General features: G+C 70.8%; 25 protein-coding genes. 18 read left to right on the top strand and 7 right to left on the bottom strand.

Annotated elements, in window-relative coordinates:
- Positions 1 to 68 precede the first annotated feature (68 nt).
- From AB0H62_RS08670 to AB0H62_RS08660, 3 genes are all read left to right on the top strand, one after another.
- On the top strand, positions 69 to 764 hold the full coding sequence (locus AB0H62_RS08670; RefSeq protein WP_360585010.1) for a response regulator transcription factor: 696 nt from the start codon (positions 69 to 71) through the stop codon (positions 762 to 764).
- A complete protein-coding gene (locus tag AB0H62_RS08665) occupies positions 761 to 1,807 on the top strand; it encodes a HAMP domain-containing sensor histidine kinase (RefSeq protein WP_360585008.1) in 1,047 nt (348 codons plus the stop codon). Before AB0H62_RS08670 ends, AB0H62_RS08665 begins: the two co-directional genes overlap by 4 nt.
- 71 nt (positions 1,808 to 1,878) lie before the next feature.
- Entirely contained in the window at positions 1,879 to 3,438 is a 1,560-nt protein-coding gene (locus AB0H62_RS08660) for a DUF4173 domain-containing protein (RefSeq protein ID WP_360585006.1), read from the top strand.
- A gap of 15 nt (positions 3,439 to 3,453) precedes the next feature.
- On the opposite strand, the gene AB0H62_RS08655 is transcribed toward AB0H62_RS08660, so the two are convergent.
- The gene (locus AB0H62_RS08655; protein WP_220242802.1) at positions 3,454 to 3,825 is read right to left on the bottom strand and encodes an SSI family serine proteinase inhibitor; all 372 of its coding nucleotides are present in this window, start codon (positions 3,823 to 3,825) and stop codon (positions 3,454 to 3,456) included.
- Between the two features lie 28 nt (positions 3,826 to 3,853).
- Positions 3,854 to 5,503 (bottom strand): PucR family transcriptional regulator ligand-binding domain-containing protein, encoded by a 1,650-nt coding sequence (locus tag AB0H62_RS08650; protein WP_360585003.1) that lies wholly within the window; start codon positions 5,501 to 5,503, stop codon positions 3,854 to 3,856.
- A gap of 145 nt (positions 5,504 to 5,648) precedes the next feature.
- On the opposite strand from AB0H62_RS08650, the gene AB0H62_RS08645 reads away from it, so the two are divergent.
- The 4 genes from AB0H62_RS08645 to AB0H62_RS08630 all read left to right on the top strand — a co-directional run bounded on the left by AB0H62_RS08645 (position 5,649) and on the right by AB0H62_RS08630 (position 9,529).
- On the top strand, positions 5,649 to 7,139 hold the full coding sequence (locus AB0H62_RS08645) for a CoA-acylating methylmalonate-semialdehyde dehydrogenase (RefSeq protein WP_220242800.1): 1,491 nt from the start codon (positions 5,649 to 5,651) through the stop codon (positions 7,137 to 7,139).
- A gap of 116 nt (positions 7,140 to 7,255) precedes the next feature.
- Complete coding sequence (locus AB0H62_RS08640) at positions 7,256 to 8,122, top strand: aldo/keto reductase (protein ID WP_220242799.1); 867 nt, start codon at positions 7,256 to 7,258, stop codon at positions 8,120 to 8,122.
- Positions 8,119 to 8,946 (top strand): oxidoreductase, encoded by an 828-nt coding sequence (locus tag AB0H62_RS08635; RefSeq protein WP_360585001.1) that lies wholly within the window; start codon positions 8,119 to 8,121, stop codon positions 8,944 to 8,946. Before AB0H62_RS08640 ends, AB0H62_RS08635 begins: the two co-directional genes overlap by 4 nt.
- Positions 8,939 to 9,529, top strand: a complete 591-nt coding sequence (locus AB0H62_RS08630) for a TetR/AcrR family transcriptional regulator (protein WP_360584999.1) — start codon at positions 8,939 to 8,941, stop codon at positions 9,527 to 9,529. Before AB0H62_RS08635 ends, AB0H62_RS08630 begins: the two co-directional genes overlap by 8 nt.
- Here AB0H62_RS08630 and AB0H62_RS08625 read toward each other — a convergent pair.
- The 5 genes from AB0H62_RS08625 to AB0H62_RS08605 form a co-directional block, all read right to left on the bottom strand.
- Positions 9,516 to 9,905, bottom strand: a complete 390-nt coding sequence (locus AB0H62_RS08625) for a hypothetical protein (RefSeq protein ID WP_360584997.1) — start codon at positions 9,903 to 9,905, stop codon at positions 9,516 to 9,518. The two genes, AB0H62_RS08630 and AB0H62_RS08625, sit on opposite strands and share 14 nt — an antisense overlap.
- 100 nt (positions 9,906 to 10,005) lie before the next feature.
- Positions 10,006 to 10,503, bottom strand: coding sequence for a hypothetical protein (locus AB0H62_RS08620; RefSeq protein ID WP_220242795.1), 498 nt, complete (start codon positions 10,501 to 10,503; stop codon positions 10,006 to 10,008).
- A complete protein-coding gene (locus tag AB0H62_RS08615; protein WP_220242794.1) occupies positions 10,500 to 11,750 on the bottom strand; it encodes a hypothetical protein in 1,251 nt (416 codons plus the stop codon). The genes AB0H62_RS08620 and AB0H62_RS08615 overlap by 4 nt, the downstream gene beginning before the upstream one ends.
- Positions 11,747 to 12,070, bottom strand: a complete 324-nt coding sequence (locus tag AB0H62_RS08610) for a type VII secretion target (protein WP_220242793.1) — start codon at positions 12,068 to 12,070, stop codon at positions 11,747 to 11,749. Before AB0H62_RS08610 ends, AB0H62_RS08615 begins: the two co-directional genes overlap by 4 nt.
- Complete coding sequence (locus AB0H62_RS08605; RefSeq protein WP_360584994.1) at positions 12,070 to 12,711, bottom strand: YbaB/EbfC family nucleoid-associated protein; 642 nt, start codon at positions 12,709 to 12,711, stop codon at positions 12,070 to 12,072. The genes AB0H62_RS08610 and AB0H62_RS08605 overlap by 1 nt, the downstream gene beginning before the upstream one ends.
- Positions 12,712 to 12,888: 177 nt before the next feature.
- Here AB0H62_RS08605 and hrcA point away from each other — a divergent pair, with 177 nt between their 5' ends.
- From hrcA to AB0H62_RS08550, 11 genes are all read left to right on the top strand, one after another.
- Entirely contained in the window at positions 12,889 to 13,914 is a 1,026-nt protein-coding gene (gene hrcA, locus AB0H62_RS08600; RefSeq protein WP_220242792.1) for a heat-inducible transcriptional repressor HrcA, read from the top strand.
- Positions 13,915 to 13,949: 35 nt separating this feature from the next.
- Positions 13,950 to 15,119, top strand: a complete 1,170-nt coding sequence (dnaJ, locus tag AB0H62_RS08595; RefSeq protein WP_220242791.1) for a molecular chaperone DnaJ — start codon at positions 13,950 to 13,952, stop codon at positions 15,117 to 15,119.
- A 3-nt stretch (positions 15,120 to 15,122) separates the two neighbouring features.
- A complete protein-coding gene (locus AB0H62_RS08590) occupies positions 15,123 to 15,875 on the top strand; it encodes a 16S rRNA (uracil(1498)-N(3))-methyltransferase (RefSeq protein ID WP_360584992.1) in 753 nt (250 codons plus the stop codon).
- A 458-nt stretch (positions 15,876 to 16,333) separates the two neighbouring features.
- Positions 16,334 to 16,690, top strand: a complete 357-nt coding sequence (locus AB0H62_RS08585; protein WP_360584990.1) for a histidine triad nucleotide-binding protein — start codon at positions 16,334 to 16,336, stop codon at positions 16,688 to 16,690.
- A 90-nt stretch (positions 16,691 to 16,780) separates the two neighbouring features.
- Positions 16,781 to 17,860, top strand: coding sequence for a PhoH family protein (locus tag AB0H62_RS08580; RefSeq protein ID WP_220242788.1), 1,080 nt, complete (start codon positions 16,781 to 16,783; stop codon positions 17,858 to 17,860).
- On the top strand, positions 17,857 to 18,429 hold the full coding sequence (ybeY, locus tag AB0H62_RS08575; RefSeq protein WP_220242787.1) for an rRNA maturation RNase YbeY: 573 nt from the start codon (positions 17,857 to 17,859) through the stop codon (positions 18,427 to 18,429). The genes AB0H62_RS08580 and ybeY overlap by 4 nt, the downstream gene beginning before the upstream one ends.
- A gap of 9 nt (positions 18,430 to 18,438) precedes the next feature.
- Positions 18,439 to 19,788, top strand: coding sequence for a CNNM domain-containing protein (locus AB0H62_RS08570; protein ID WP_220242786.1), 1,350 nt, complete (start codon positions 18,439 to 18,441; stop codon positions 19,786 to 19,788).
- A complete protein-coding gene (locus tag AB0H62_RS08565) occupies positions 19,781 to 20,116 on the top strand; it encodes a cytidine deaminase (protein WP_220242785.1) in 336 nt (111 codons plus the stop codon). Before AB0H62_RS08570 ends, AB0H62_RS08565 begins: the two co-directional genes overlap by 8 nt.
- The gene (era, locus tag AB0H62_RS08560) at positions 20,116 to 21,015 is read left to right on the top strand and encodes a GTPase Era (RefSeq protein ID WP_220242784.1); all 900 of its coding nucleotides are present in this window, start codon (positions 20,116 to 20,118) and stop codon (positions 21,013 to 21,015) included. The genes AB0H62_RS08565 and era overlap by 1 nt, the downstream gene beginning before the upstream one ends.
- 61 nt (positions 21,016 to 21,076) lie before the next feature.
- A complete protein-coding gene (locus AB0H62_RS08555; RefSeq protein ID WP_220242783.1) occupies positions 21,077 to 21,436 on the top strand; it encodes a CD225/dispanin family protein in 360 nt (119 codons plus the stop codon).
- On the top strand, positions 21,433 to 21,882 hold the full coding sequence (locus AB0H62_RS08550; RefSeq protein ID WP_220242782.1) for a DUF2752 domain-containing protein: 450 nt from the start codon (positions 21,433 to 21,435) through the stop codon (positions 21,880 to 21,882). The genes AB0H62_RS08555 and AB0H62_RS08550 overlap by 4 nt, the downstream gene beginning before the upstream one ends.
- Positions 21,883 to 21,934 lie beyond the last annotated feature (52 nt).

Genomic DNA, 21,934 nt, shown 5'->3' with positions numbered 1-21,934 from the left:
GGAGTTCTCCACAAGATCTCCACAGCTCACCCGGATGGCCTCCACGCTGGTTCCCTAGAGTCAGCGGCATGGACAAAGGGGGACGGCGGGTGCTGGTCGTCGAGGACGACCTCACGATCGCCGCGTCGATCGCGGCCCGGCTGCGGGCCGAGGGGTTCACTGTGGACGTGGCCCACGACGGTCCGGCCGCGGTGGCGGGCGAAGCCGAGTTCGGTCCGGACCTCGTGGTGCTCGATGTGATGCTGCCGGGGTTCGACGGGCTCGAGGTGTGCCGCCGGATCCAGGCGCGGCGGCCGGTGCCGGTGCTCATGCTCACCGCGCGCGCGGACGAGACCGACCTGCTCGTGGGGCTCGGCGTGGGTGCCGACGACTACCTGACCAAGCCGTTCTCGATGCGCGTGCTCAGCGCCCGCGTGAGCGCACTGCTCCGGCGGGTCGAACGGTCGGCGCAGGTCACTGTCCCGGAGCGGATCGTGCTGGGCGACCTGGAGATCGACATCGACCAGCGACGGGTGGCCCGGGCCGGCGTGCCCGCGCAGCTCACGCCCATCGAGTTCGACCTGCTGGTGCACTTCGCGCGCCGGCCGCGTGCGGTCCAGCCACGGGAACGGCTGCTCAGCGAGGTGTGGGACTGGGACGTGCCGACGGGCGGCGCCGGCACGCGCGCGGTCGACAGCCACATCAAGGCACTGCGGCGCAAGCTCGGCGCGGACCTCATCCGCACTGTCCACGGGGTCGGGTACGCGTTGGAGGTGCCGGCGTGAAGGCGCTGCTGTCGAAGGCCGTCGACTTCCTGCCGCGGCCGCTCGATCCGATCCGGTCGATCAAGCTCAAGCTGGCGATCCTCATGCTGGCCGCGGGGGCGATCGCGTTTCTCTTCTTCTGGTCCCGCATCGGCTGGCTGCCGCCCGCGACCACGATCACGGCCATGTTGATCGCGCTGGTCACGTCGCAGATTCTGGCCCACGGCATGACGCGGCCGCTGCGCGAGATGACCGCGGCGGCCCGCGCGATGGCGAAGGGCGACTACACGCGCCGCATCCGCGCGACGGCCCGCGACGAGGTCGGGTCGCTCGCCCACGCGTTCAACCAGATGGCAGCCGACCTCGCCACTGCCGACCAGCAGCGGCGCGAGCTGATCGCGAACGTCTCGCACGAGCTGCGCACGCCCATCACCGCGTTGAGCGGCGTGCTGGAGAACTTGGTCGACGGCGTTTCGTCGCCCGACGCCGCGACGCTGCGCACGGCCCTGCACCAGAGCGAACGGCTGGGCCGGCTCGTCACCGAGCTGCTGGACCTCTCGCGCATCGACGCCGGCACGTTGTCACTGGACCGTTCGCGCGTGGACCTGGAGGAACTGCTGGCCGAGGTCGCCGCCGAGGCGGAGGCCATGGCCGCGGCGGCGGGGCGCGGCGTGCGCTTCGACGTGTCCGTGTCGCCCCTGGGCGCGTTCGTGCGGGCGGATCGCGAGCGGATGTACCAGGTCGTGGTGAACCTGCTGGAGAACGCCGCTCGGCACGGTCCCGCGGGTGGTTCGGTGGAGGTCCGCGCGGTCGTGAACGAGGGGGAGACCCGCATCGAAGTCCGCGACGAAGGCCCCGGCATCCCCGCTGCCGACCGCGACCGCGTCTTCGAACGCTTCACCCGCGGCGAACGCGCCGGTGGCGGTGGGACCGGCCTGGGCCTGGCCATCGCGCGCTGGGTCGTGGAGCTGCACGGTGGGACCATCGCCGTGGTCGAACCCCCGGCCGGCGTCGGACCCGGTGCGGCGCCGGGGTGCCGGATCCGCGTGACGTTGCCGGCCTGATCTTCCTGGCGCTTCCCTCGGGGGAGCTGTCGCGCTCGATGATTTGCCAACGCGAACACGGAGGCTGTTTCGTGACCGAGGAAAAGCCGAGACCGGCCCACGCGGTACCGCCGGAGAACGCGGTGGGTGGGGCCGTCGAGGGGGCTGCCCCACCCACCGCGCACGCGGGGGCCGGTTCAGGAGGTGGTGTCGCCGTCGCGGAGCCGTTCACGCCGATGCTGGTGAGGCCCGTGCTGAAGTCGGCGGTGGTGCCGATCGTGGCCGGGGTGCTGCCGGCCGTCGCGGTGGCCGGCGTGGTGACCGCGACGTTGGTGCCATTGGACCGGCCGGGGATCGGGTGGCTGCTGGCGGCGCTGGTGGTGACGGCGCTGATCGTGGTCGTGGATTGCCGCGCGCGGGCGGAGAAGACGACCCGGCGGGCGAGCGTCGCGTGGGCGGCGCTGGCGCTCGCGCTGGTGGCGGTGGGGGCGGTGCGGGCGTCGGAGTGGCTGTTCGGGTTGTGCGTCGTGGCCGCGTTGGTGGCCGGGTCGCTGGCGGTGGTGGGGCCGCGGTCGGTCAACTCGGCGCTCTACGACGCGCTCGCGGTGCCGCTGGAGGCGTTCCACGCGATCCCGTGGGTGGCGCGCGGGCTGCGGGGCCGGGGGACGCAGCGCGGCCGGGTGCTGGGGGCCACACTCGGCGCGGCCGCGGTGCTGGCGGTGTTCCTGCCGTTGCTGACGAGCGCGGACGCGACGTTCGCGCACTTCGTCGGGGCGCTCGTGCCCGATCTGCGCGCGGATTCGGCCGTGCAGTGGGGATTCCTGTTCTGCGCCGGCGCGTTCGGCACGGCGGGGGCGTACTACGTGCTGGCTGCGCCACCGCGCCGGGCGACCGACGGCAACCGCAAAGCCCAAGGTGACAGTCTCTTGTGGACGGTCCCGCTCGTGACGCTGGTGGTGCTGTTCGCCGCCTATGTCGTGGTCCGGGTCGTGGAGTTGTTCGGTGGCAGGGACTACGTGCTGCGCACCGGTGGCCTCACCTCGGCCGAATACGCTCGCGGCGGCTTCTGGCAGCTCTGCGCGTGCACGGTCCTGACGTTGGGCATCATCGCGCTGGCGTTGCGCTGGGCGCCCAGGGAGACGGCCGCGGAACGGTTGCGGCAGCGGGTGTTGCTCGGTGCGCTGGCGGCGCTGAGCCTCGTGCTCGTGGTGTCCGCGCTCAGTCGCATGTGGACGTACCAGGAGGCCTACGGTTTCACCGTGCTGCGGCTGCTCGTGGAGGTCTGCGAGCTCTGGCTCGGTTGCGTGTTCCTGCTCGTCGGGGCGGCGCTGGTCACCCTGCGCTCGTCGTGGCTGCCGCGCGCGGCCATCGCGACGGCCGCCGGCGCGTTGCTGGCACTCGCCGTCGCGAACCCGGAAGCGCGCATCGCGGGCGCGAACATCGACCGCGCGCAGCACGGGAAATCGCTCGACCTGGCGTACCTGCGGGGGTTCTCCACCGACATCTTCCCCGTGGTCGCCGAACGGCTGCCGGACGCCGACTGCGTGCTGGGGCCGATGCTGCTGCGGCTGGACGACGACAGCTGGCCCGGCTGGAACCTCAGCCGGGCCATGGCACTCGACGTCGAGCTACCGCCGCCGGGACACTGCTAGAAGCCGACTGTGTTTCTAGAAGCCAAAGACGCCCGCGGTCTGGGCATCGGCCGCGCACTTGTTCGAGAACGTGGCGTGGAACGTGACCGGCTTGCCGTGCCAGGTGCCGAAGGCGGCGGCGTCGACCGGCGAGTAGATCATCGTGCAGCGCTGCAGCCGCGGCTTGATGTGGGCGATGTCGCCGTCGACGCCCGTGAGGGTGGCACAGGCGGCGTCGGACTCGGGGTGGCTGCCGCCGGCCGGGTCGCAGGTGAGCGAAACCGAGCTGAGGCGGCCCGTCGTCTCGTGCAGGCTCAGCTGGAGCGTGGACGCGGGCAGTTGAGGGGCCGCGACACCACTGAGGCCGAGCACGCACGCGGCGATCGGAGCGAAGGAAGAAAACACCATACTTCGGCTATCGGCAGCCGGAAGCTGATCACTGTGCTGCACGTCCGGGTGAGTTTTCCTCCCCCGAAAGGGTGGGGTCACCGGTCAGGTCGTGGGCCAGGAGCGCGACGTAGAGCGACAACATCGACTCCGGGTCTTCCAGCCGCACGCCGAGAACCTGCTCGATCCGCGCGAGCTGCTGGTAGTACGCCGTGCGCGAGGTGTGGGCCGCGACGGCCGCCGCCGACTTGTTGCCGCCGTGGGCGCAGTAGTGCCGCAGCGCCTGCACCAGCCGGCTGCCCGAAGCGGCGTCGCGCTGCAGCAGTGGCCCCAGCTCACGCGCGGCGAACGACGTCACGCGCTCGTCGTCGGCCAACAGGTGCAGCAGGCCGCGCAGCCGCACGTCGCGCAGCCGGTGCAGCGGCCGTTCGGTTTCTTCGCTCAACGCGGCCGCGGCCACCTGCGCGGCCTCGACCAGCGTCCGCCGGGCCTCGGCGGGCCCCGTCACGGTCGTGCCGACGGCGAGCACGGCGGGCGCGCTCGCGCGGGCCTCGTGGATGTCGGCGGCCAGCCGCTGCAGCACGGCGTCGGCGTGTGCCTCGGGCGAAAGGGCGAGCAAGGCCCGCACGCCCGTCTCGTCGGTCGCGACGAGCGCCGACACCTTCGCCCGCCGCGCGGCCAGCGCCGTCGCCTCGGCCAGCTCCCGCAGCAGCGGCGGCGTCGACAGCGACTGCCACGTGGTGGCCGTGATGCGCGGGCGCACCGCGAGGCCGATCAGGCGCCGCCCGGTCAGCGGCACGGCCAGCGCCGACGCCCGCGCGAGCAGTTCCATCGACGGCGCCGGCGAAGCCAGCAGTTCCGTGACCACCGCCCGGTGCGCCAGGCGTTCCAGCGTGTCGGAGTCGCGGGCCACCAGCCGGTGCACGGCCAGCGCGGACGCCGCGCGTTCGGCCACCACGCGGTGGCGGTGCGGCGGCGGTTCCGCGCAGACGAGCACGAGCCGGCCCCAGTCGTGGCCGCGAGCGCCGACCACGGTCACGAGCCAGCCCGCGTTCGCGTGGTAGCCCGTGCGTTCGCCGAGCTGAACCACGCGCGAGCGCGCCGGCCAGCCCGTGAGCAGCTCGGCGGGATCCGTGCCGGCCGCGTCGTAGGCGAGCACCTCGTGGGCCAGCGTCTCCAGCACCACCGGCTGCTCGGTCAGCCGCGTCACCTCGCCGAGCACCACCCCGGGCTCGGCGCCCGCGACGGTGAGCGCGGTGAACGTCTCGTGCACCCGCTCGGCCGCGCGCAGCTCGGCGACCTGGGCATCGACGATCAGCCCGTTCACGGCCTCGGTCACGGCGACGTAGCGGGTCTCACGGGAGAGCGTGATCAGCGGCAGTCCGCGGTGCTCGGCCGCCTCGACCAGGGCGTTCGGCAGGCGGTCGCTCCAGTGCCGGACCAGCTCCACCACCACGCCCGAGACACCGACCTCGGCGAGGTCGGCGACGTAGCGGGCGAGCGACGGGCCGTCGTCCGGCAGCGCGACGCCGGTGGTGAGCACCAGCTCGCCGCCGCGCAGGAGGTGGGCGATGTCGGCGACCTCGGCCACGTGCGCCCAGCGCACCGGCCGGTCGAGCCCCGCGCTGCCCGCCACGACGTGCGGCCGGCCCTGGCGCAGGGCCGGCAGCGCGAGCACCTCGGACACGGTCGGGTACATCCGGTTCTCGCCCCTCTTTCTCACACCGGCAGGCACAGACTGTACGGCCGGGCGCGGGACTCCGTACACGTTGCCGATGGCGTCCGCGTGGCGCGCGAGCCGAGACTCGGGAGAGACAAGCGCCCCTGAGCGAGGAGCCGACGCTGTGACCGACCGCATCAGCCACTGGATCGACGGCAAGCCGTACACCGGCGCGGCCGGGCGCACCGGCGACGTGTACGACCCCGCGACCGGCCAGGTCCGCGCGAAGGTGGACTTCGCGGGCCAGGCCGAGGTCGACCAGGCGGTGGCGGCTGCCGCGGCCGCGTTGCCGGGGTGGCGCGGCACGTCGCTGGCCGGGCGCACGCGGGTGCTGTTCGCGTTCCGAGAGCTGCTGTCGGCGCGCAAGCACGAGCTGGCGAAGATCATCACTAGCGAGCACGGCAAGGTCGAGTCCGACGCGGCCGGCGAGATCTCGCGGGCGATCGAGAACGTCGAATACGCGTGCGGCGCCGCGCAAATGCTGAAAGGCGGCTTCAGCGAGAACGCCTCCACCGGCGTGGACGTGTACTCGATCGCGCAGCCGCTGGGCGTGGTCGGCGTGATCTCGCCGTTCAACTTCCCCGCGATGGTGCCGCTGTGGTTCGTACCCAACGCGCTGGCGTGCGGCAACACCGTGGTGCTCAAGCCGAGCGAGAAAGACCCGTCGGCGTCACTGTTCATCGCGGAGCTGCTCGCCGAGGCCGGGCTGCCCGCGGGCGCGCTCAACGTGCTGCACGGCGACAAGGCCGCGGTCGACGGACTGCTGGAACACCGCGACGTGAAGGCGATCTCGTTCGTCGGCTCCACGCCGATCGCGCGCTACGTCTACGAGACGGGCACCCGCCACGGCAAGCGCGTGCAGGCGCTCGGCGGGGCGAAGAACCACATGGTCGTGCTGCCCGACGCCGACCTCGACCTCGCGGCCGACGCCGCCGTGTCGGCCGGGTTCGGGTCCGCGGGGGAGCGGTGCATGGCGGTGTCGGTGGTGGTGGCGGTCGACCCGGTCGGCGACGAGCTCGTCGCGAAGATCACCGAGCGGATGTCCCGGCTGCGCGTCGGCGACGGCCGCGAACCCGAGTCGGAGATGGGTCCCCTGGTGACGAAGGCGCACCACGAGCGCGTGACGTCCTATGTGGACGCCGGCGTCGCCGAGGGCGCGGAACTCGTGGTGGACGGCCGGGGCATCGAGATCGCGGGGGACGGGTTCTGGCTCGGCCCGACGTTGTTCGACCGCGTCGGACCCGGGATGTCGGTCTACACCGACGAGATCTTCGGCCCCGTGCTGTCGGTGGCGCGCGCGACGAGCTTCGACGACGCGCTCGGCCTGGTCAACGCCAGCCCGTACGGCAACGGCACCGCGATCTTCACCGGCGACGGCGCGGCCGCGCGGCGCTACCAGAACGAGGTGGAGGTGGGCATGGTCGGCGTGAACGTGCCCATCCCGGTGCCGGTCGGGTACTACTCGTTCGGCGGCTGGAAGGACTCGCTTTTCGGTGACACCCACGCGTACGGGCCCGAGGGCTTCCACTTTTTCACGCGCACCAAGGTGGTCACTTCGCGCTGGCCGGACACGTCGCACGCCGGGGTGAACCTGGGCTTCCCGAAGAACACCTGATCTCCTGGCCCCGGGGCAGCTTCGCGGGGTGCTGCACCCGGGCCAGGTTGGCGTGCTCGCCGGAACGGGCGTAAAGTGAACTGTACGTTCAGTTCACTTTTGAAGGAGAACGTTCCATGTCAGCACAGCCCGCGAAGTCGTCCGGCACGTTCGCGATCGGCGGGGACCTGCCCGTCGTGCGGCTCGGGTTCGGCGCGATGCAGCTGCCCGGCCCCGGCGTGTGGGGCGAGTCGCGTGACCCGGAGGGGGCCGTGCGCGTGCTGCGCAGGGCCGTCGAGCTCGGGGTCAACCTCATCGACACCGCCGACTCCTACGGCCCGTTCGTGGCCGACCTGCTCATCCGCGAGGCCCTGCACCCGTACGCCGACGACCTGGTGATCGCCACCAAGGCCGGCTTCACGCGGCAGGGGCCGAACCAGTGGATCCCTGTCGGCAGGCCCGAGTACCTGCGCCAGCAGGTGGAGCTGAACCTGCGCCACCTCGGCCTCGAGCGCATCGACCTGCTGCAGCTGCACCGCATCGACCCGAAGGTGCCCGTGGCGGACCAGGTCGGGGAGCTCGCCACGCTGCAGTCGGAGGGGAAGATCCGGCACATCGGCCTGTCGGAGGTCTCCGTCGAGGATCTCGTCGAGGCCCAGAAGACGGCCACGATCGTCTCGGTGCAGAACCGCTTCAACCTGGCCGACCGCTACTCGGAGCCGCTGCTGGACCACGTGACTGCCGCGGGTATCGCGTTCATCCCGTGGTTCCCGCTGGCCACGGGGTCGCTGGCGGGTCCGGACAGCCCGCTTTCGCAGGTGTCGGAGGAGCACGGCGCGTCGCCTTCGCAGCTCGCGCTGGCGTGGCTGCTCAAGCGTTCGCCGGTGATGCTGCCGATCCCGGGCACCTCCAGCGTCGAGCACCTCGAGGACAACGTGGCGGCGGCCCAGATCGAGCTGACCGACGACGAGTTCGCGGCGCTGAGCGCAGCGGCTTCTCGGTGAGCGTCTGGTTCGTCACCGGTGCGTCGCGGGGTTTCGGCCTCGAGATCGCGCGGACGGCGCTGGAGCGCGGTGACCAGGTGGTGGCCACCGCTCGCCAGGCGTCGGCCGTGGAGAAGGAGTTCCGGGGCAATCCTTCGGTTCTGGCGGTGGCGCTCGATGTGACGGACGAGGCTGCTGCGTCTGCTGCGGTGGGCGCCGCGCTGGACCGGTTCGGGCGCATCGACGTGCTGGTGAACAACGCCGGCCGCGGCCTGCTGGGCGCGGTGGAGGAGGCGTCGGACTCCGCTGTGCGCGCGGTGTTCGACGCCAACGTCTTCGGCCTTTTGTCGGTGACGCGCGCGGTGCTGCCTGTGCTGCGGCGGCAACGGTCGGGGCACGTGGTGAACATCAGCTCGGTCGGCGGCTTCACGACCGGCCCGGGCTGGGGCGTGTACGGGGCGACTAAGTTCGCCGTCGAGGCGCTTTCCGAGGCGCTGCATGGGGAACTGGCGCCGCTCGGCGTGCACGTGACGGTGGTCGAGCCGGGCTTCTTCCGGACCGACTTCCTCGACTCGTCGAGCCTGCACCGCGCCGAGGGCGAGATCGCCGACTACGCGACCACCGCCGGCACGATGCGCGCGACGGCGGATTCGCGGAACCACACGCAGCCGGGTGATCCGCGGAAGGCGGCGCTGGCTATTGCTTCCGTAGTGGCTTCCGCCTCGCCGCCCCTGCGCCTCCAGCTGGGCGCCGACTCCGTTGCCCGCGTGGAAGCGAAACTCGACTTCGTCCGCGACGAACTCTCCCGCTGGCGCGAGCTTTCGGACTCCACGGACCATGGCTGAGCCCTTGCCTGAGTCGTTGTTGCCCCGCAGCGCGCGCGCCCACGCGTGCGCGCTGTCGGCGGCGCGCGACCTGCTCGCCGAGGGCGGCCTCCCGGCCGCCACGGTCGACGCGATCAGCGCCCGGTCCGGGGTGAGCAAGGCGACGCTGTACAAGCACTGGCCGAGCCGTACCGCGTTGGCCGCCGAGGCTTTCGGCCGGGAGATGGCGGATGCCATTCCTTCGCCTTGTACTGGCGATCCGCGGGCGGACCTGGTCGAGCAGGTGCGTCGGGTCTCGGCGTTCTACGCCGGGCCGACGGGGGAGGTCTTCGCCCAGCTGCTGGCCGCCTGTGTGACGGACCCTCCGGCGGCCCCGTTCTTCCGCGAGTTCTTTTTGGACGGTCGACGAGCGGCCATTTCCGTGCTGTGGCAACGTTTGGTCGATGCCGGCCAGGCTTCGCCGACGGTGGACGTCGAAACGGCGACGGACGTTCTCTTCGGCCCCCTGATCTTCCGCCGCCTGACGGGCCACGCGCCCCTGACGGTGGCGGAAGCCGACGCGATCTCGTCGGCGGCTCTGGAGGGGCTGCTCAAGCGGGAATGACGTTGATGATCTGTTTCCGGTTGGGGATCAGCACGATCGTGTGCTCCTGGTCCGGCCGGAACCGCGTGTGAAGGGGGCCGGGGGCGAGCGGGAGGCGGAGGCCGTCGAAGCGCGCCCAATAGTTCAGGCCCGCCCGGATGTGTTCGGCGTAGACCACGATGGGGTACTCCTCCGGCGAAGGCAGCGGTCGCTGCCGCGCGGCGTCGTGCGTGTAGCCGGAGAACAGCACCACCTTGCCCCGCCAGACGAGGCTCAGCCGGTAGAGGCAATAGCCGGCGCACAGCGCCATGCCGACGCCGATCGCTGCGGCGGCCACGGCGATGGCGGTGGTGCCGTAGGGCAGCGTGGCCAGCGTGAGGACGCCGATCACGAGCATGAAGACCACAAGCCAAAAGGCGACGTCGATGATCTTCCAGCGCTGTGAGGGGTGAAGCCGGCCTTGCGGTTGACGCGGTCGACTTCGGCTTGGTCGGCTTTCACGAAGGGATCACGTTGACGATCTGCTTGCGGTTGGGGATCAGGACGAGCGTGTTCTCCTGGTCGGGCCGGATCTGCGCGTAGAGGCTCGCGGGTAGCAGCGGGCGTCGGAGGCCGTCGAAGGCAGCCCAGTAGTAAGGGTTGTTGCCTCGGCTGCGTTGGGTGTAGATGAGGATGGGGTAGCGGTCCGTCGGGGGCAGTGGCCGGTGGTCCTGGGCGTCGTGGGTGTAGCCGGTGAAGGTGACTACTTTGCCGCGCCGGACGATGTTGAGCCGGTAGAGGCAGTACCACGCGCACAACGCCATCCCGACCCCGATCGCGACGGCGGCGACGATGATGTCGGTGGTGCCGTAGGGCAGGGTGGCAAGGGCGAGGATGCCGATCGCGAACGTCATCACCACGAGCCAGAAAATGATGTTGATGATCTGCCTGTTCTGGGCGGGGTGCAGCCGACCTTCGCGGTTGAAGCGGTCGACTTCGGACTGGTCGACTTTCACTCGCCTCCGCCACCCTCGGATCCGGCGCCTTCGGACTCGGACTCGCCGTGTGCCTTCTCGTATGCCTCGCTCGCTTCGTGCTGACGCGCGAGCTGTTCGTTCTCCTGCCGGCGCCCCTCCGTGGCCACCCCCACTCCGTCCGCGGGGTCGAACTTCGGGGGTGCGCCGCCGTTCTTCCGCCACTCCTTCTGGTTGAAGAAGCTGCGGCCGTCCTCGGAAGCGGCGTCACCGGCCCCTTTCAGGTGATCACGGAGCGGGACCTTGTTTTCCCAGGCTTCGCCCCAGCGGTCGGCCTTCGCGGCGGCGCTTTCGTCCACGTGGGGCCGGCCGGCGGCGCGAGCGGCGTCGGTGAGGTCGTTGCCCTTCTTCTCCATGTTCGCGGCGATGTCGACGCTCTTGTCGGTGATCTTGTCTGCGGTCTTGCCGACCTTCTTGAGCGCGTTGGTGGCCTCTTCGAGAGCGCCGCGGGACTTGCCAGCACTCTGGATCAGCTTCTCGAGCTTCTCGACGACCTGGGCGATCCGGCCGCTGATCTTCTCGGCGAGGATCCCGCCCTCGATGACGGTGTCGGCGATGAAGGCCGCGACCGTGCCTCCGAAGGTGCACCACGAGGCGGCGAGCGCGGCGATCGCCTTGACGATCAGCTCGCCGACGAACGACGAGACCATGTCGCGGATCAGGCCGCGTTCGGTGCCGACCAGCGCGGCGGCGACGTTCATCCCGATCGACGCGGCGTGTGCCTGACCGGAGGCGCCGCGCAGCGTCGCGGCATAGCCCTTGGCCATGGTCTGGTACGCGGTGCCGCCGGCGCCCTGGAACTCCGGGGCCACATTCGCAGCCGCCTGGTCGTACTGGGTGGCGCTTTGCGCGAGCTGCTTTGAGACGTTGTCCCAGGTCACGGCCTTCGCGGTGACCGCCTCGGGATTGCCGGCCAGCTTGTCGAGACCCTCTTTGAGGAAGCTGATGTGTTCGATCAGCCAGCCGACGCCGGCGCTGGCCAGCGAGCCCAGCGGGTCCATGGCTATGCCGAGCAGATCGAGGCCGACCGTCACGCCGTCGAACGCGAGGTTTGCCCAGTCCTTGCTGCGCCAATCCGTGATGCCCGACGCGATGTCGTTGAAGACGCCCGCGCCCGAAGTCTGGGAGTTGAGGTTGTCGAGTTCGTTGTCCGACGTGCCCATGTTCGTGGTGAAGCCGCTGGGCGACTCGGACTCGGCGACGAGCGGGTTCTCCTGCGTCTCGGTCATTCCGGGAGCTCCTTGCCGAGCGTGTTGATCGTGTTCTTCGAGTTCGTCTCGTGCGTGTCGTACGCGTCGTGGGCCTGCTGGAGCTTGTCGGCGATGTCCTCCGCCGAGTCGGCGACACCGTTGATGAAGATCGACGCGGTGGCGGTCCAGAGCTCCATCGCCGCGCCGAACGGGGAACCGACGATCCCGAAGGCATCGTCGCTCATCGCCTGGCCTTCGACGGTCGCCTCGGCGGCGGTCTTCACCCCCGCCCCGATGTCCTGCACCTCACCCTTGTGCGTCTGCAACGCCGTGAGATTCACCTGCTGCGTGCCTGCCATCAGTAACCCCTCCCCAGGATCGAGCCGCCGTTGTAGTAGTCGTCGTCATCGGAGTTGTCGGCCGAGGGCCGGGCCGGGCGGGAGGGGCGGGCCGGGGGCGCCGGAGGGGCCGGGGGTGCGGGTGGGCGCATGCCAGGGGCCGGAGGGGCCGGCGGAGGCGGCGGAGGTGCGCCACCATCCTCGTCGCGATTGAAGAATTGTCGCGTTTCCTGCTGTGCCGGCGGTTGTTCCTCGGGCACTTCCGGCGTGGGAATCTGCTCGTCGAGGAATTTCATCGCGTCGCTGTTTTCGCCGATGAGCGGGGCCATGATGGCGTGCAGCTGCTGGGCCGCCTGGGCCTGGGCGCGGTGCGCCGTGGCGACGACGGCGGCGGCGAGCGCGCTGCGGCTGATCTCGTCGGCGCGGGGGCCGAAGCTGAGCTGCTGCAGGGCTCCGCTGGTGTTCACGGTGACGGTGACCGCCCCGTCGTTGCTCGTCGCCGTGGCGGCGACGCGCTTGAGACGCTCCTGGGCCTCCGCGGCTCGCTGTCCGATTTCGGCGATTTCGGGTGCGCGCCCGTTATTGTCCACGACTGCCCTCGGCTCTTGGGGATTCACCACGTTCTTCTGAGGCAGCAAACCGGTTAACGGTTCCCCGAGCAAGCGAAGATTTGATTTGTCCGGTTCGCCGTTATTAATGGCTATTTGCCATTCGTTTACCTTGAAGCGGTGGTGTCTCGGAGCGCTCCGAGACACCACCGTGTCCGCGGGGTTGAGCGCCGGGCACTCAGGCTTCCGTAAACTCGTTGTGAGTAGCGGGTCGAAAGCAGGGAGGTGCCGGTGGCGAACACGGACGAGCGTCGCTTCGAGGTGCTGCGCGCGATCGTGGCCGACTACGTCTCGAACCAGGAGCCGGTGGGGTCCAAGACGATCGTCGAGCGGCACAACCTGGGCGTGTCGAGCGCGACCGTGCGCAACGACATGGCCGCGCTCGAGGAAGAGGGGTACATCACCCAGCCGCACACGAGCGCGGGGCGGATCCCCACGGACAAGGGCTACCGGCTGTTCGTGGACAAGCTCTCGGAGATCAAGCCGCTCTCGGCGGCCGAGCGGCGGGCGATCACCACGTTCCTCGACTCGGGCACCGACCTCGACGACGTGCTGCGCCGGTCGGTGCGGCTGCTCGCGCAGCTCACCCGGCAGGTCGCGGTGGTGCAGTACCCGATGCTGACCAACGCGGCGGTGCGCCACCTGGAAGTGGTCCCGCTCACGCCGGCGCGGCTCATGCTCGTGCTCATCACCGACTCGGGCCGGGTCGACCAGCGCACGGTCGACTTGGGCGACGTGCTCACCGAGGAGAGCGTGCTGCGCCTGCGGACCGTGCTCAACGGCGCGCTCGCCGGACGCCGGCTCGTGGAGGCGGCCGCGAGGGTGGCCGAGCTGCCCGAGGTGGCGCCGAACGAGCTGCGCGACAGCCTCACCCGCATCTGCACGGTGCTGGTCGAGTCGCTGGTCGAGCACCCGGAGGAACGCCTGGTGCTGGGCGGCACCGCCAACCTCACCCGCAACGTCGCGGACTTCCCCGGCTCGCTGCGTCAGGTCCTCGAAGCGCTCGAGGAGCAGGTGGTCGTGCTCAAGCTGCTGGCCGCGGCTCGCAACCCCGGTGCGGTGACGGTCCTCATCGGCGAGGAAAATGAAGACGAGCAGATGCGCAGCACCTCGGTCGTGTCGATCGGCTACGGCCGGGACGACATGCTGCTGGGAGGCATGGGCATCGTCGGACCCACCCGGATGGACTACCCGGGCACCATCGCGGCCGTCCGCGCGGTGGCCAACTACGTGGGGCAGATCCTGTCCGGCCGCTGACGGCGCGGGCAGAGCAGAAGGAGAAGGCAGAAAACGTGGCGAGGGACTACTACGGGATCCTCGGGGTGGCCAAGAACGCGTCGGATCAGGAGATCAAGCGCGCGTACCGCAAGCTGGCCCGTGAGCTGCACCCCGACGTGAACCCGTCGGAGGACGCGCAGCACAAGTTCGGCGAGGTGACCACCGCCTACGAGGTGCTCTCCGACCCGCAGAAGCGCAAGATCGTCGACCTCGGCGGCGACCCGATGGACTCGGGCGCGCGCGGCGGTGGCGGTGGCGGCGACCCGTTCGCCGGCTTCGGCGGGCTCGGCGACATCATGGACGCGTTCTTCGGCGCCGCCGGTGGTGGTGGCGGAGGCCGTGGCCGGGGACCGCGCAGCCGCGTGCAGCCGGGCTCCGACGCGCTGATCCGCCTGGCGCTCACGCTCGAGGAATGCGCCACCGGCGCCGACCGCGAGATCACCGTCGACACGGCCGTGGTCTGCGACCTGTGCCGCGGCGCGGGCACCGCGGAGGGCACCTCCACCAAGACGTGCGACACCTGCGGCGGCGCCGGCGAGGTGCAGTCGGTGCAGCGCTCGTTCCTCGGCCAGGTCGTCACGGCCCGCCCATGCCCGGTCTGCCGCGGCTTCGGCGAGGTCATCCCCGACCCGTGCCGCCAGTGCGGTGGCGACGGGCGCATCCGCGCGCGCCGCAACGTCACGGCGAAGATCCCGCCGGGCGTCGGCGACGGCATGCGCATCCGGCTCTCCGGTCAGGGCGAGGTCGGCCCCGGCGGCGGCCCCGCGGGTGACCTGTACGTGGAGATCGACGAGCTGCCCCACGAGGTGTTCGTGCGTGAGGGCAACGAGCTGCACTGCAACTTCCGCATCCCGATGACCACGGCGGCGCTCGGCGCGACCGTGCCGATCAGCACGCTCGTCGACGGCGACTACGAGCTCGACGTCGAGCCCGGCACCCAGCCCAACACCGAGCTCGTGCTCACCGGCAAGGGCATGCCGCGGCTGCGCTCCTCCGGGCGCGTCGACGGCCGCGGCGACCTCCACGTGCACATTGACGTGGTGGTGCCGACCAAGCTCGACGAGGCGCAGCGCGACCTGCTCGTGGAGCTGGCCCAGCAGCGCGGCGAAGAGGTGCCCACGCTGGCGTCCAACGGCAGCAAGCACGGCGGCCTGTTCTCCAAGCTGCGCACGAAGCACCGCTGACCCGTGCCCGACACCACGCTGCCGGTCTTCCTCGCCACCGCCGTGCCCGACCGCGGTTCGGCCGTTCTCGACGGCGAGGAAGCCCGGCACGCCGCCACCGTGCGCCGGCTGCGTGTGGGGGAGCAGCTCGTGCTCTCCGACGGCGCCGGCGCGATGGCCCGCTGCACCGTCGACGCCGTGCAGGCCGGGAGAGACGCCTCCCTCACCCTGACAGTCGTCGAGCACTGGAGGGAGGAGCCGCCGGCGCTGCGGGTCCACGTCGCGCAGGCACTGGCCAAGGGCGACCGCGGTGAACTCGCCGTGGAACTCGCCACCGAGGCCGGCGCCGACGCGATCGTGCCCTGGCGCGCCGCCCGCAGCGTCGCGCGCTGGGAAGACGGCACCCGCGGTGACAAGGCACTGGCCCGCTGGCGCGCGACCGCCCGCGCCGCCGCCAAACAAGCCCGACGCGCACACGTGCCCGACGTCATCGAACCCGTCGGCACCCGGGAGCTCGCCCAGCTGGCTGCCACGATGTCCCGCACGCTCGTGCTCGAGTCCGGCGTGACCAGCCGGCTCACGGAGATCGACCTCCCGGACACCGGTGACATCTTGCTCGTCGTCGGACCCGAAGGCGGCATCACCGACAACGAGCTCAGCACCCTCGAAGCCGCCGGCGCCACCACCGTCCGCCTCGGCCCGACCGTGCTGCGCACCTCCACCGCAGCCGCCGTCGCCCTCGGTGCCCTCGGTGCGCTGACCGGCCGCTGGAAGTAGCCCCCGGACACGGATGCGGCCACATTTTGCGGCGAGTCATGGCGCGATCACACTCCGAGCAGCTACGCTCGTCACCAACGCGCAAGACAACACTGGGCATCAAAAAAGACGTTTGGGCGCGCTACTGGGTGGGTAACCCCTGGGCGCGCGTACCCAAAAGAACCCCGCCGGGCACCTCCCCCCTCGGTCCGGCGGAGCCGCGGAGGCGCGGTGGGCCGACCCCCAGGGTCCACCGCCCCCGCGGCGCTTTCGACTTCGTAGACCCTTCGGGTCTCCTTCGCCGATCCGCGGAGGCGGATATTGCCCGGGGGCCGAGCCCCCGGAGCCCCACGGTGCGGCTGGTGCCCCTTCCTGCATGGTCGGCCATGGACGGTGAGCCGTCCCGGCGTGATGACCATGGGCGGTGACCCGGACGGCTTGATGGCGAGTGGTCGTGGGCGGGTTTGTAGGGTGTGGCCATGAGTGATGCGGAGACGTTGTTCGAGCGGATCATCGCGGGCGAGATCCCGGCGGACGTTGTCTACGAAGACGAGAACACGTTCGCGTTCAGGGACATCAATCCGCAGGCCAAGGTGCACGTGCTGGTGGTGCCGAAGAAGCGCTACCGCAACGTGGGCGAGCTGGCCGCCGGGGACCCCGAGCTGCTGAGCGCGGTGATCGGTGCGGCCAAGAAGGTGGTGGAGCTCGAGGGCATCGCGGAGTCCGGCTACCGGGTGGTGTTCAACACCGACGGCGACGCGGGGCAGACGGTGTTCCACGTGCACGCGCACGTGCTGGGCGGCGAGCAGCTCGGATTGTTCGGGCGCCACGCCTAAACCGACCTGCGGCGGCCAGGCGCGAGCAAGTAGCATCGGCAACGTCAGAAGTCCGTCAGGCGAAGCAGCAGAAAGCAGGCCAGAGGCCACGTGGCCGGAACCGCACAGGGTGGAGCCGCCCGACCCGACGCCACCGCCGGCAAGGCGGCGCAGTCGAAAAACGAGGACGCCACCTCCGTGGCCCAGTCCCGCTTCCCCGTCCCCGAAGCCGCCGTCCTGAGCCTGCTCGGCTCGCGTGACGAGAACCTGCGCGTCGCCGAGGAGCTCCTCGCCGCGGACGTGCACGTCCGCGGCAATGAAGTGACCCTCACCGGCGCGCCCGCCGACGTGGCGTTCGCCGAACGCGTCTTCGCCGACCTCGTGCAGCTCGCCACCGGCGGCCAGCAGGTCGGCCCCGACACGGTGCGCCGCACCATCGGCATGCTGTCCTCCGGCGACGCGTCCCCGGCCGAGGTCCTGAGCCTCAACATCGTCTCCCGCCGCGGCAAGACGATCCGGCCCAAGACGCTCAACCAGAAGCGCTACGTCGACGCCATCGACAAGCACACCATCGTCTTCGGCATCGGCCCCGCCGGTACCGGCAAGACGTACCTCGCCATGGCGAAGGCCGTGCAGGCGCTGCAGGCCAAGCAGGTCACGCGCATCGTGCTGACCCGTCCCGCCGTCGAGGCGGGCGAGCGGCTCGGCTACCTGCCGGGCACGCTCAACGAGAAGATCGACCCGTACCTGCGCCCGCTGTACGACGCGCTGCACGACATGGTCGAACCCGACTCGATCCCGCGCCTCATGCAGGCCGGCACGATCGAGATCGCGCCGCTGGCGTACATGCGCGGGCGCACGCTGAACGACGCCTTCATCATCCTCGACGAGGCCCAGAACACCACGCCCGAGCAGATGAAGATGTTCCTCACGCGCCTCGGCATGGGCTCGAAGATCGTCGTCACCGGTGACATCACGCAGATCGACCTGCCCAACGGCCAGAAGAGCGGCCTGCGCGTGGTCCGCGACATCCTCGACGGTGTCAACGACCTGCACTTCGCCGAGCTGACCAGCCAGGATGTGGTGCGCCACCGGCTCGTCGGCGACATCGTCGACGCGTACGAGAAGTGGCAAGCGGTGCAGGACGCCCAGGACCAGCAGCAGGGCGGCTGGAAGGGCAACCGCCGATGAGCATCGAGATCGCCAACGAGTCGGGCGTCGACGTCGACGAGGCGTCGATCGTCTCGGCCGCGCGCTACGCGCTCGACAAGATGGAGGTCAGCCCGCTCGCCGAGCTGTCCATCCTGCTCGTCACGCTCGAGGTCATGGAAGATTTGCACGAACGCTGGATGGACCTGCCCGGGCCCACCGACGTGATGGCCTTCCCCATGGACGAGCTCGACTCGTCGCGCCGCCCCGACGCGCCCGACGCGTCGCCGGCGCTGCTCGGCGACATCGTGCTGTGCCCGGCGTTCGCGAAGGACCAGGCGAAGACGGCGGGCCACGCGCTGACCGACGAGCTGCACCTGCTCACTGTCCACGGCGTGCTGCACCTGCTCGGCTATGACCACGCCGAACCGGCCGAGGAACGCGAGATGTTCGGCCTGCAGAAGCGCATCCTCACCGAGTTCCAGTCGGCCGTGGCCGAGCTGAACCGGAAGAACGCGCAGCGCAACGCCGACGACCGCGTGCTCGGCATCGCGGGCCTCGATGCGTCGGCCGCGCCCGCGGCGCCGAAACCGGTCGAGGAAACCCCCTAGGCAGCGATCATGGGCAGTCCCACGGCACAGCTCGTCGTTGCGGTGGCGCTCGTGCTGCTGGCCGGGGTGTTCGCGGCCGCCGACGCGGCCGTCAGCACCGTCTCGCAGGCCCGCACCGAAGGGCTCGTGCGCATCGGCCGGGCCGGTGCGCGCCAGCTCGCCGCCGTCGTCGCCGAACGCCGCCGCCACATCAACCTGCTCCTGCTGCTGCGCCTCGGCTGCGAGCTCACGGCCACGGTGCTCGTCACCGTGTCGTTCCTCGCCTGGTTCGGCAAGCTGTGGCTCGCCGTGCTCGTCTCCGCCGTGGTGATGGTGGTGGTGAGCTACGTGCTCATCGGCGTCGGCCCGCGCACCATCGGCCGCCAGCACCCCTACCGCGTCGGCACGATCGTCGCCGGGCCCGTGCGGGTCCTCGGCTTGATCCTCGGCCCGCTCTCGCGGCTGCTGATCGTGATCGGTAACGCGATCACCCCCGGTCAGGGCTTCCGCGAAGGCCCGTTCACCTCCGAAGTCGAGCTGCGCGAGCTGGTCGACCTCGCGCAGGAACGCGGCGTGGTCGAGGACTCCGAGCGCGAGATGATCCACTCGGTGTTCGAGCTGGGCGACACGGTCGCGCGCGAGGTGATGGTGCCGCGCACCGAGATCGTGTGGATCGAGCGCACCAAGACCGTGCGCCAGGCGCTCGCGCTCGCGTTGCGCACCGGGTTCACGCGCGTGCCGGTGATCGACGAGTCCGTGGACGACATCGTCGGCGTGGTCAACATCAAGGACCTGATGCCGGCGTACATGGACCCGGACGGCCCGAGCACGGTCGTGGACCAGGTGATGAACCCGGCGAGCTTCGTGCCCGACTCCAAGCGGCTCGACGACCTGCTCAAGGAGATGCAGCTCACCCACAACCACGTGGCGATCGCGGTCGACGAGTACGGCGGCACCGCGGGCCTGCTGACCATCGAGGACATCCTCGAGGAGATCGTCGGCGAGATCACCGACGAGTCCGACACCGACGAGCGGCCCGACGTCGAGGAGCTCGAGGGCGGCGCGGTGCGCGTGTCGTCGCGCCTGAGCGTCGACGACCTCGGTGAGCTCTTCGGCATCGACCTCGAAGACCACGACGTGGAGACCGTGGGCGGGCTGCTCGCGGAACGACTGGGTAGGGTCCCCCTTCCGGGGGCCGAAGCCGAGGTCGCCGGTCTTCGGCTGTTCGCCGAAGGGGGCAAGGACCGCCGGGGCCGCATGCGGATCACGTCGGTCGTCGTCCACCCGGCCGACGCGGACGCCGTGACCGAGTCCGGCACGCGCCGGCGCACCCGGGTGCCCCAGCCCGAAGAACGCGACAGGAGAGTCGAACATGCCTGACCTCGACGCCGAGGACCAGAAGCTCATCACGCTGGCCCGGTCGTCGCGCGCCCGCGTCGGCGCCGAGGAGGGCGCGGCCGTGCGCGACACCGACGGCCGGACGTACACCGCGGTGACCGTCGACCAGCCCTCGTTCAAGCTCACGGCCGTGCAGGCCGCCGTGGCCGCCGCGCTGTCGAGCGGCGCCGAAGGGCTCGAGGCGGCGGCCGTGGTGACGGGTGACGTGCTGGTGCAGGAGGCCTCGGTGCACGCCGTGCGTGACGTCGCGAAGACCGCGCCGATCATCCTGGCCGACCCGACGGGTGACGTCGTCGAGGTGCTGCGCTGATGGCCGACGCGCACCGCTCCGGCTTCGCGTGCTTCGTCGGGAGGCCCAACGCGGGCAAGTCGACGCTCACGAACGCGCTTGTGGGCTCGAAGGTCGCCATCACCTCCAGCAAGCCGCAGACGACCCGGCACGCGATCCGCGGCATCGTGCACCGCGAGGACGCGCAGCTGGTCATCATCGACACGCCCGGCCTGCACCGCCCGCGCACGCTGCTCGGGCAGCGGCTCAACGACGTGGTGCACGAGACGTGGTCCGAAGTGGACGTCGTCGGGTTCTGCGTGCCCGCCAACGAAAAAATCGGCCCCGGGGACAAGTTCATCGCCGCGGAGCTGACGAAGATCGCGCGGCGTACGCCAGTGATCGGCGTGGTGACCAAGACCGACCTGGTGAAGCCCGAGCAGGTGGCCGAGCAGCTGCTGGCGCTGCAGGGCGTGATGGAGTTCGCCGACCTCGTGCCGGTGTCCGCTGTGGACGGTTTCCAGGTGCAGACGGTGGCCGACCTGCTCGTGGCGCGGCTGCCGGAGGGCCCGCAGCTCTACCCGGGCGGCGAGCTCACCGACGAGCCCGAGATGACGCTCGTGGCCGAGCTGATCCGCGAGGCCGCGCTCGAAGGCGTGCGCGACGAGCTGCCGCACTCCATCGCCGTGACGGTGGAGGAGATGCTGCCGCGCGAAGGCCGCGACGACCTCGTGGACGTGCACGCGTTCCTGTACGTGGAGCGGCCCAGCCAGAAGGGCATCATCCTCGGGCACAAGGGTGAACGCCTGCGTGAGGTCGGAGCCGCGGCCCGCAAGCAGATCGAGGGGCTGCTGGGTTCGAAGGTGTACCTCGACTTGCACATCAAGGTGGCCAAGGACTGGCAGCGCGACCCGAAGCAGCTGCGCCGCCTCGGCTTTTGAGCGGCGGCCGCGGGAGGTAGCGTCAGTACCCTCAGCGCACTACGGACAGCAGGGGGACGCGATGACCGGCCCGTACCCGCCACCCGGCGGGCAGTACCCGCCGCCTCCCGGCGGCCCGTACTACTACGGCGGCCCGCAGCCGAACTTCCCGCCGCCGCCGGACAACCGGCTCGTGTGGGGGATCCTCACCACGATCTTCTGCTGCCTGCCGCTCGGGATCGTCTCCATCGTGAAGGCCAATGAGGTCAACTCCCTGTGGTACCAGGGCCGCTTCGCCGAAGCGCAGCACGCCGCGGACCAGGCGGGCAAGTGGGCCATGTGGTCGGCGTTGGCGATTCCCATCGGCATCGTGGCGTACCTGCTGGTGGTGCTGTTCGTGTTCCTGATCGCGGGCACGTCCGCCGGGTTCTGGTCGTCGTGAGCACCGTCTACACGGGAATCCCGGTGCGGGGCGCGCGAGCCACGGCGCGAGCGCTGGCAGGGCCGGCGGCCGTGGTCGCGGGGCTCGGCGTGTGCTGCGCCGCCGTGTGGCTAGGAGATCCGACGACGCCGGGCGGGCCGTTGCCGGTGTGCCCCACCAAGTTCCTCTTCGGTATCGACTGTCCGGGTTGCGGCGGTATGCGGATGGCCTACAGCCTCATGCACGGCGACCTCGCCGGCGCCGTGCACTACAACGCGGTGGCGCTCGTGTTCGTGGCGCTGTTCGCATGGAGCGGTGTCGCGTGGACCGTCGGGCGGCTGCGCGGACGGGCGGTTCGGTCGTGGCTGCACTGGCGCCGCACGCCGCTCGTGGTGGCGGTGGTGTTCGCGATCTGGTTCGTGGTGCGGAACCTGCCTTTCGCGCCGTTCACCGGTTTGTCGGTCTGAGTTTTCCTTCTGCCGGAACCGTCTTCGCTTCCCGTTCGTCGTACGGGTTTCG

The sequence above is a fragment of the Amycolatopsis sp. NPDC050768 genome (assembly GCF_040654155.1).
Lineage (GTDB): Bacteria > Actinomycetota > Actinomycetes > Mycobacteriales > Pseudonocardiaceae > Amycolatopsis.
This window is presented reverse-complemented; position numbering and strand designations above follow the sequence as displayed.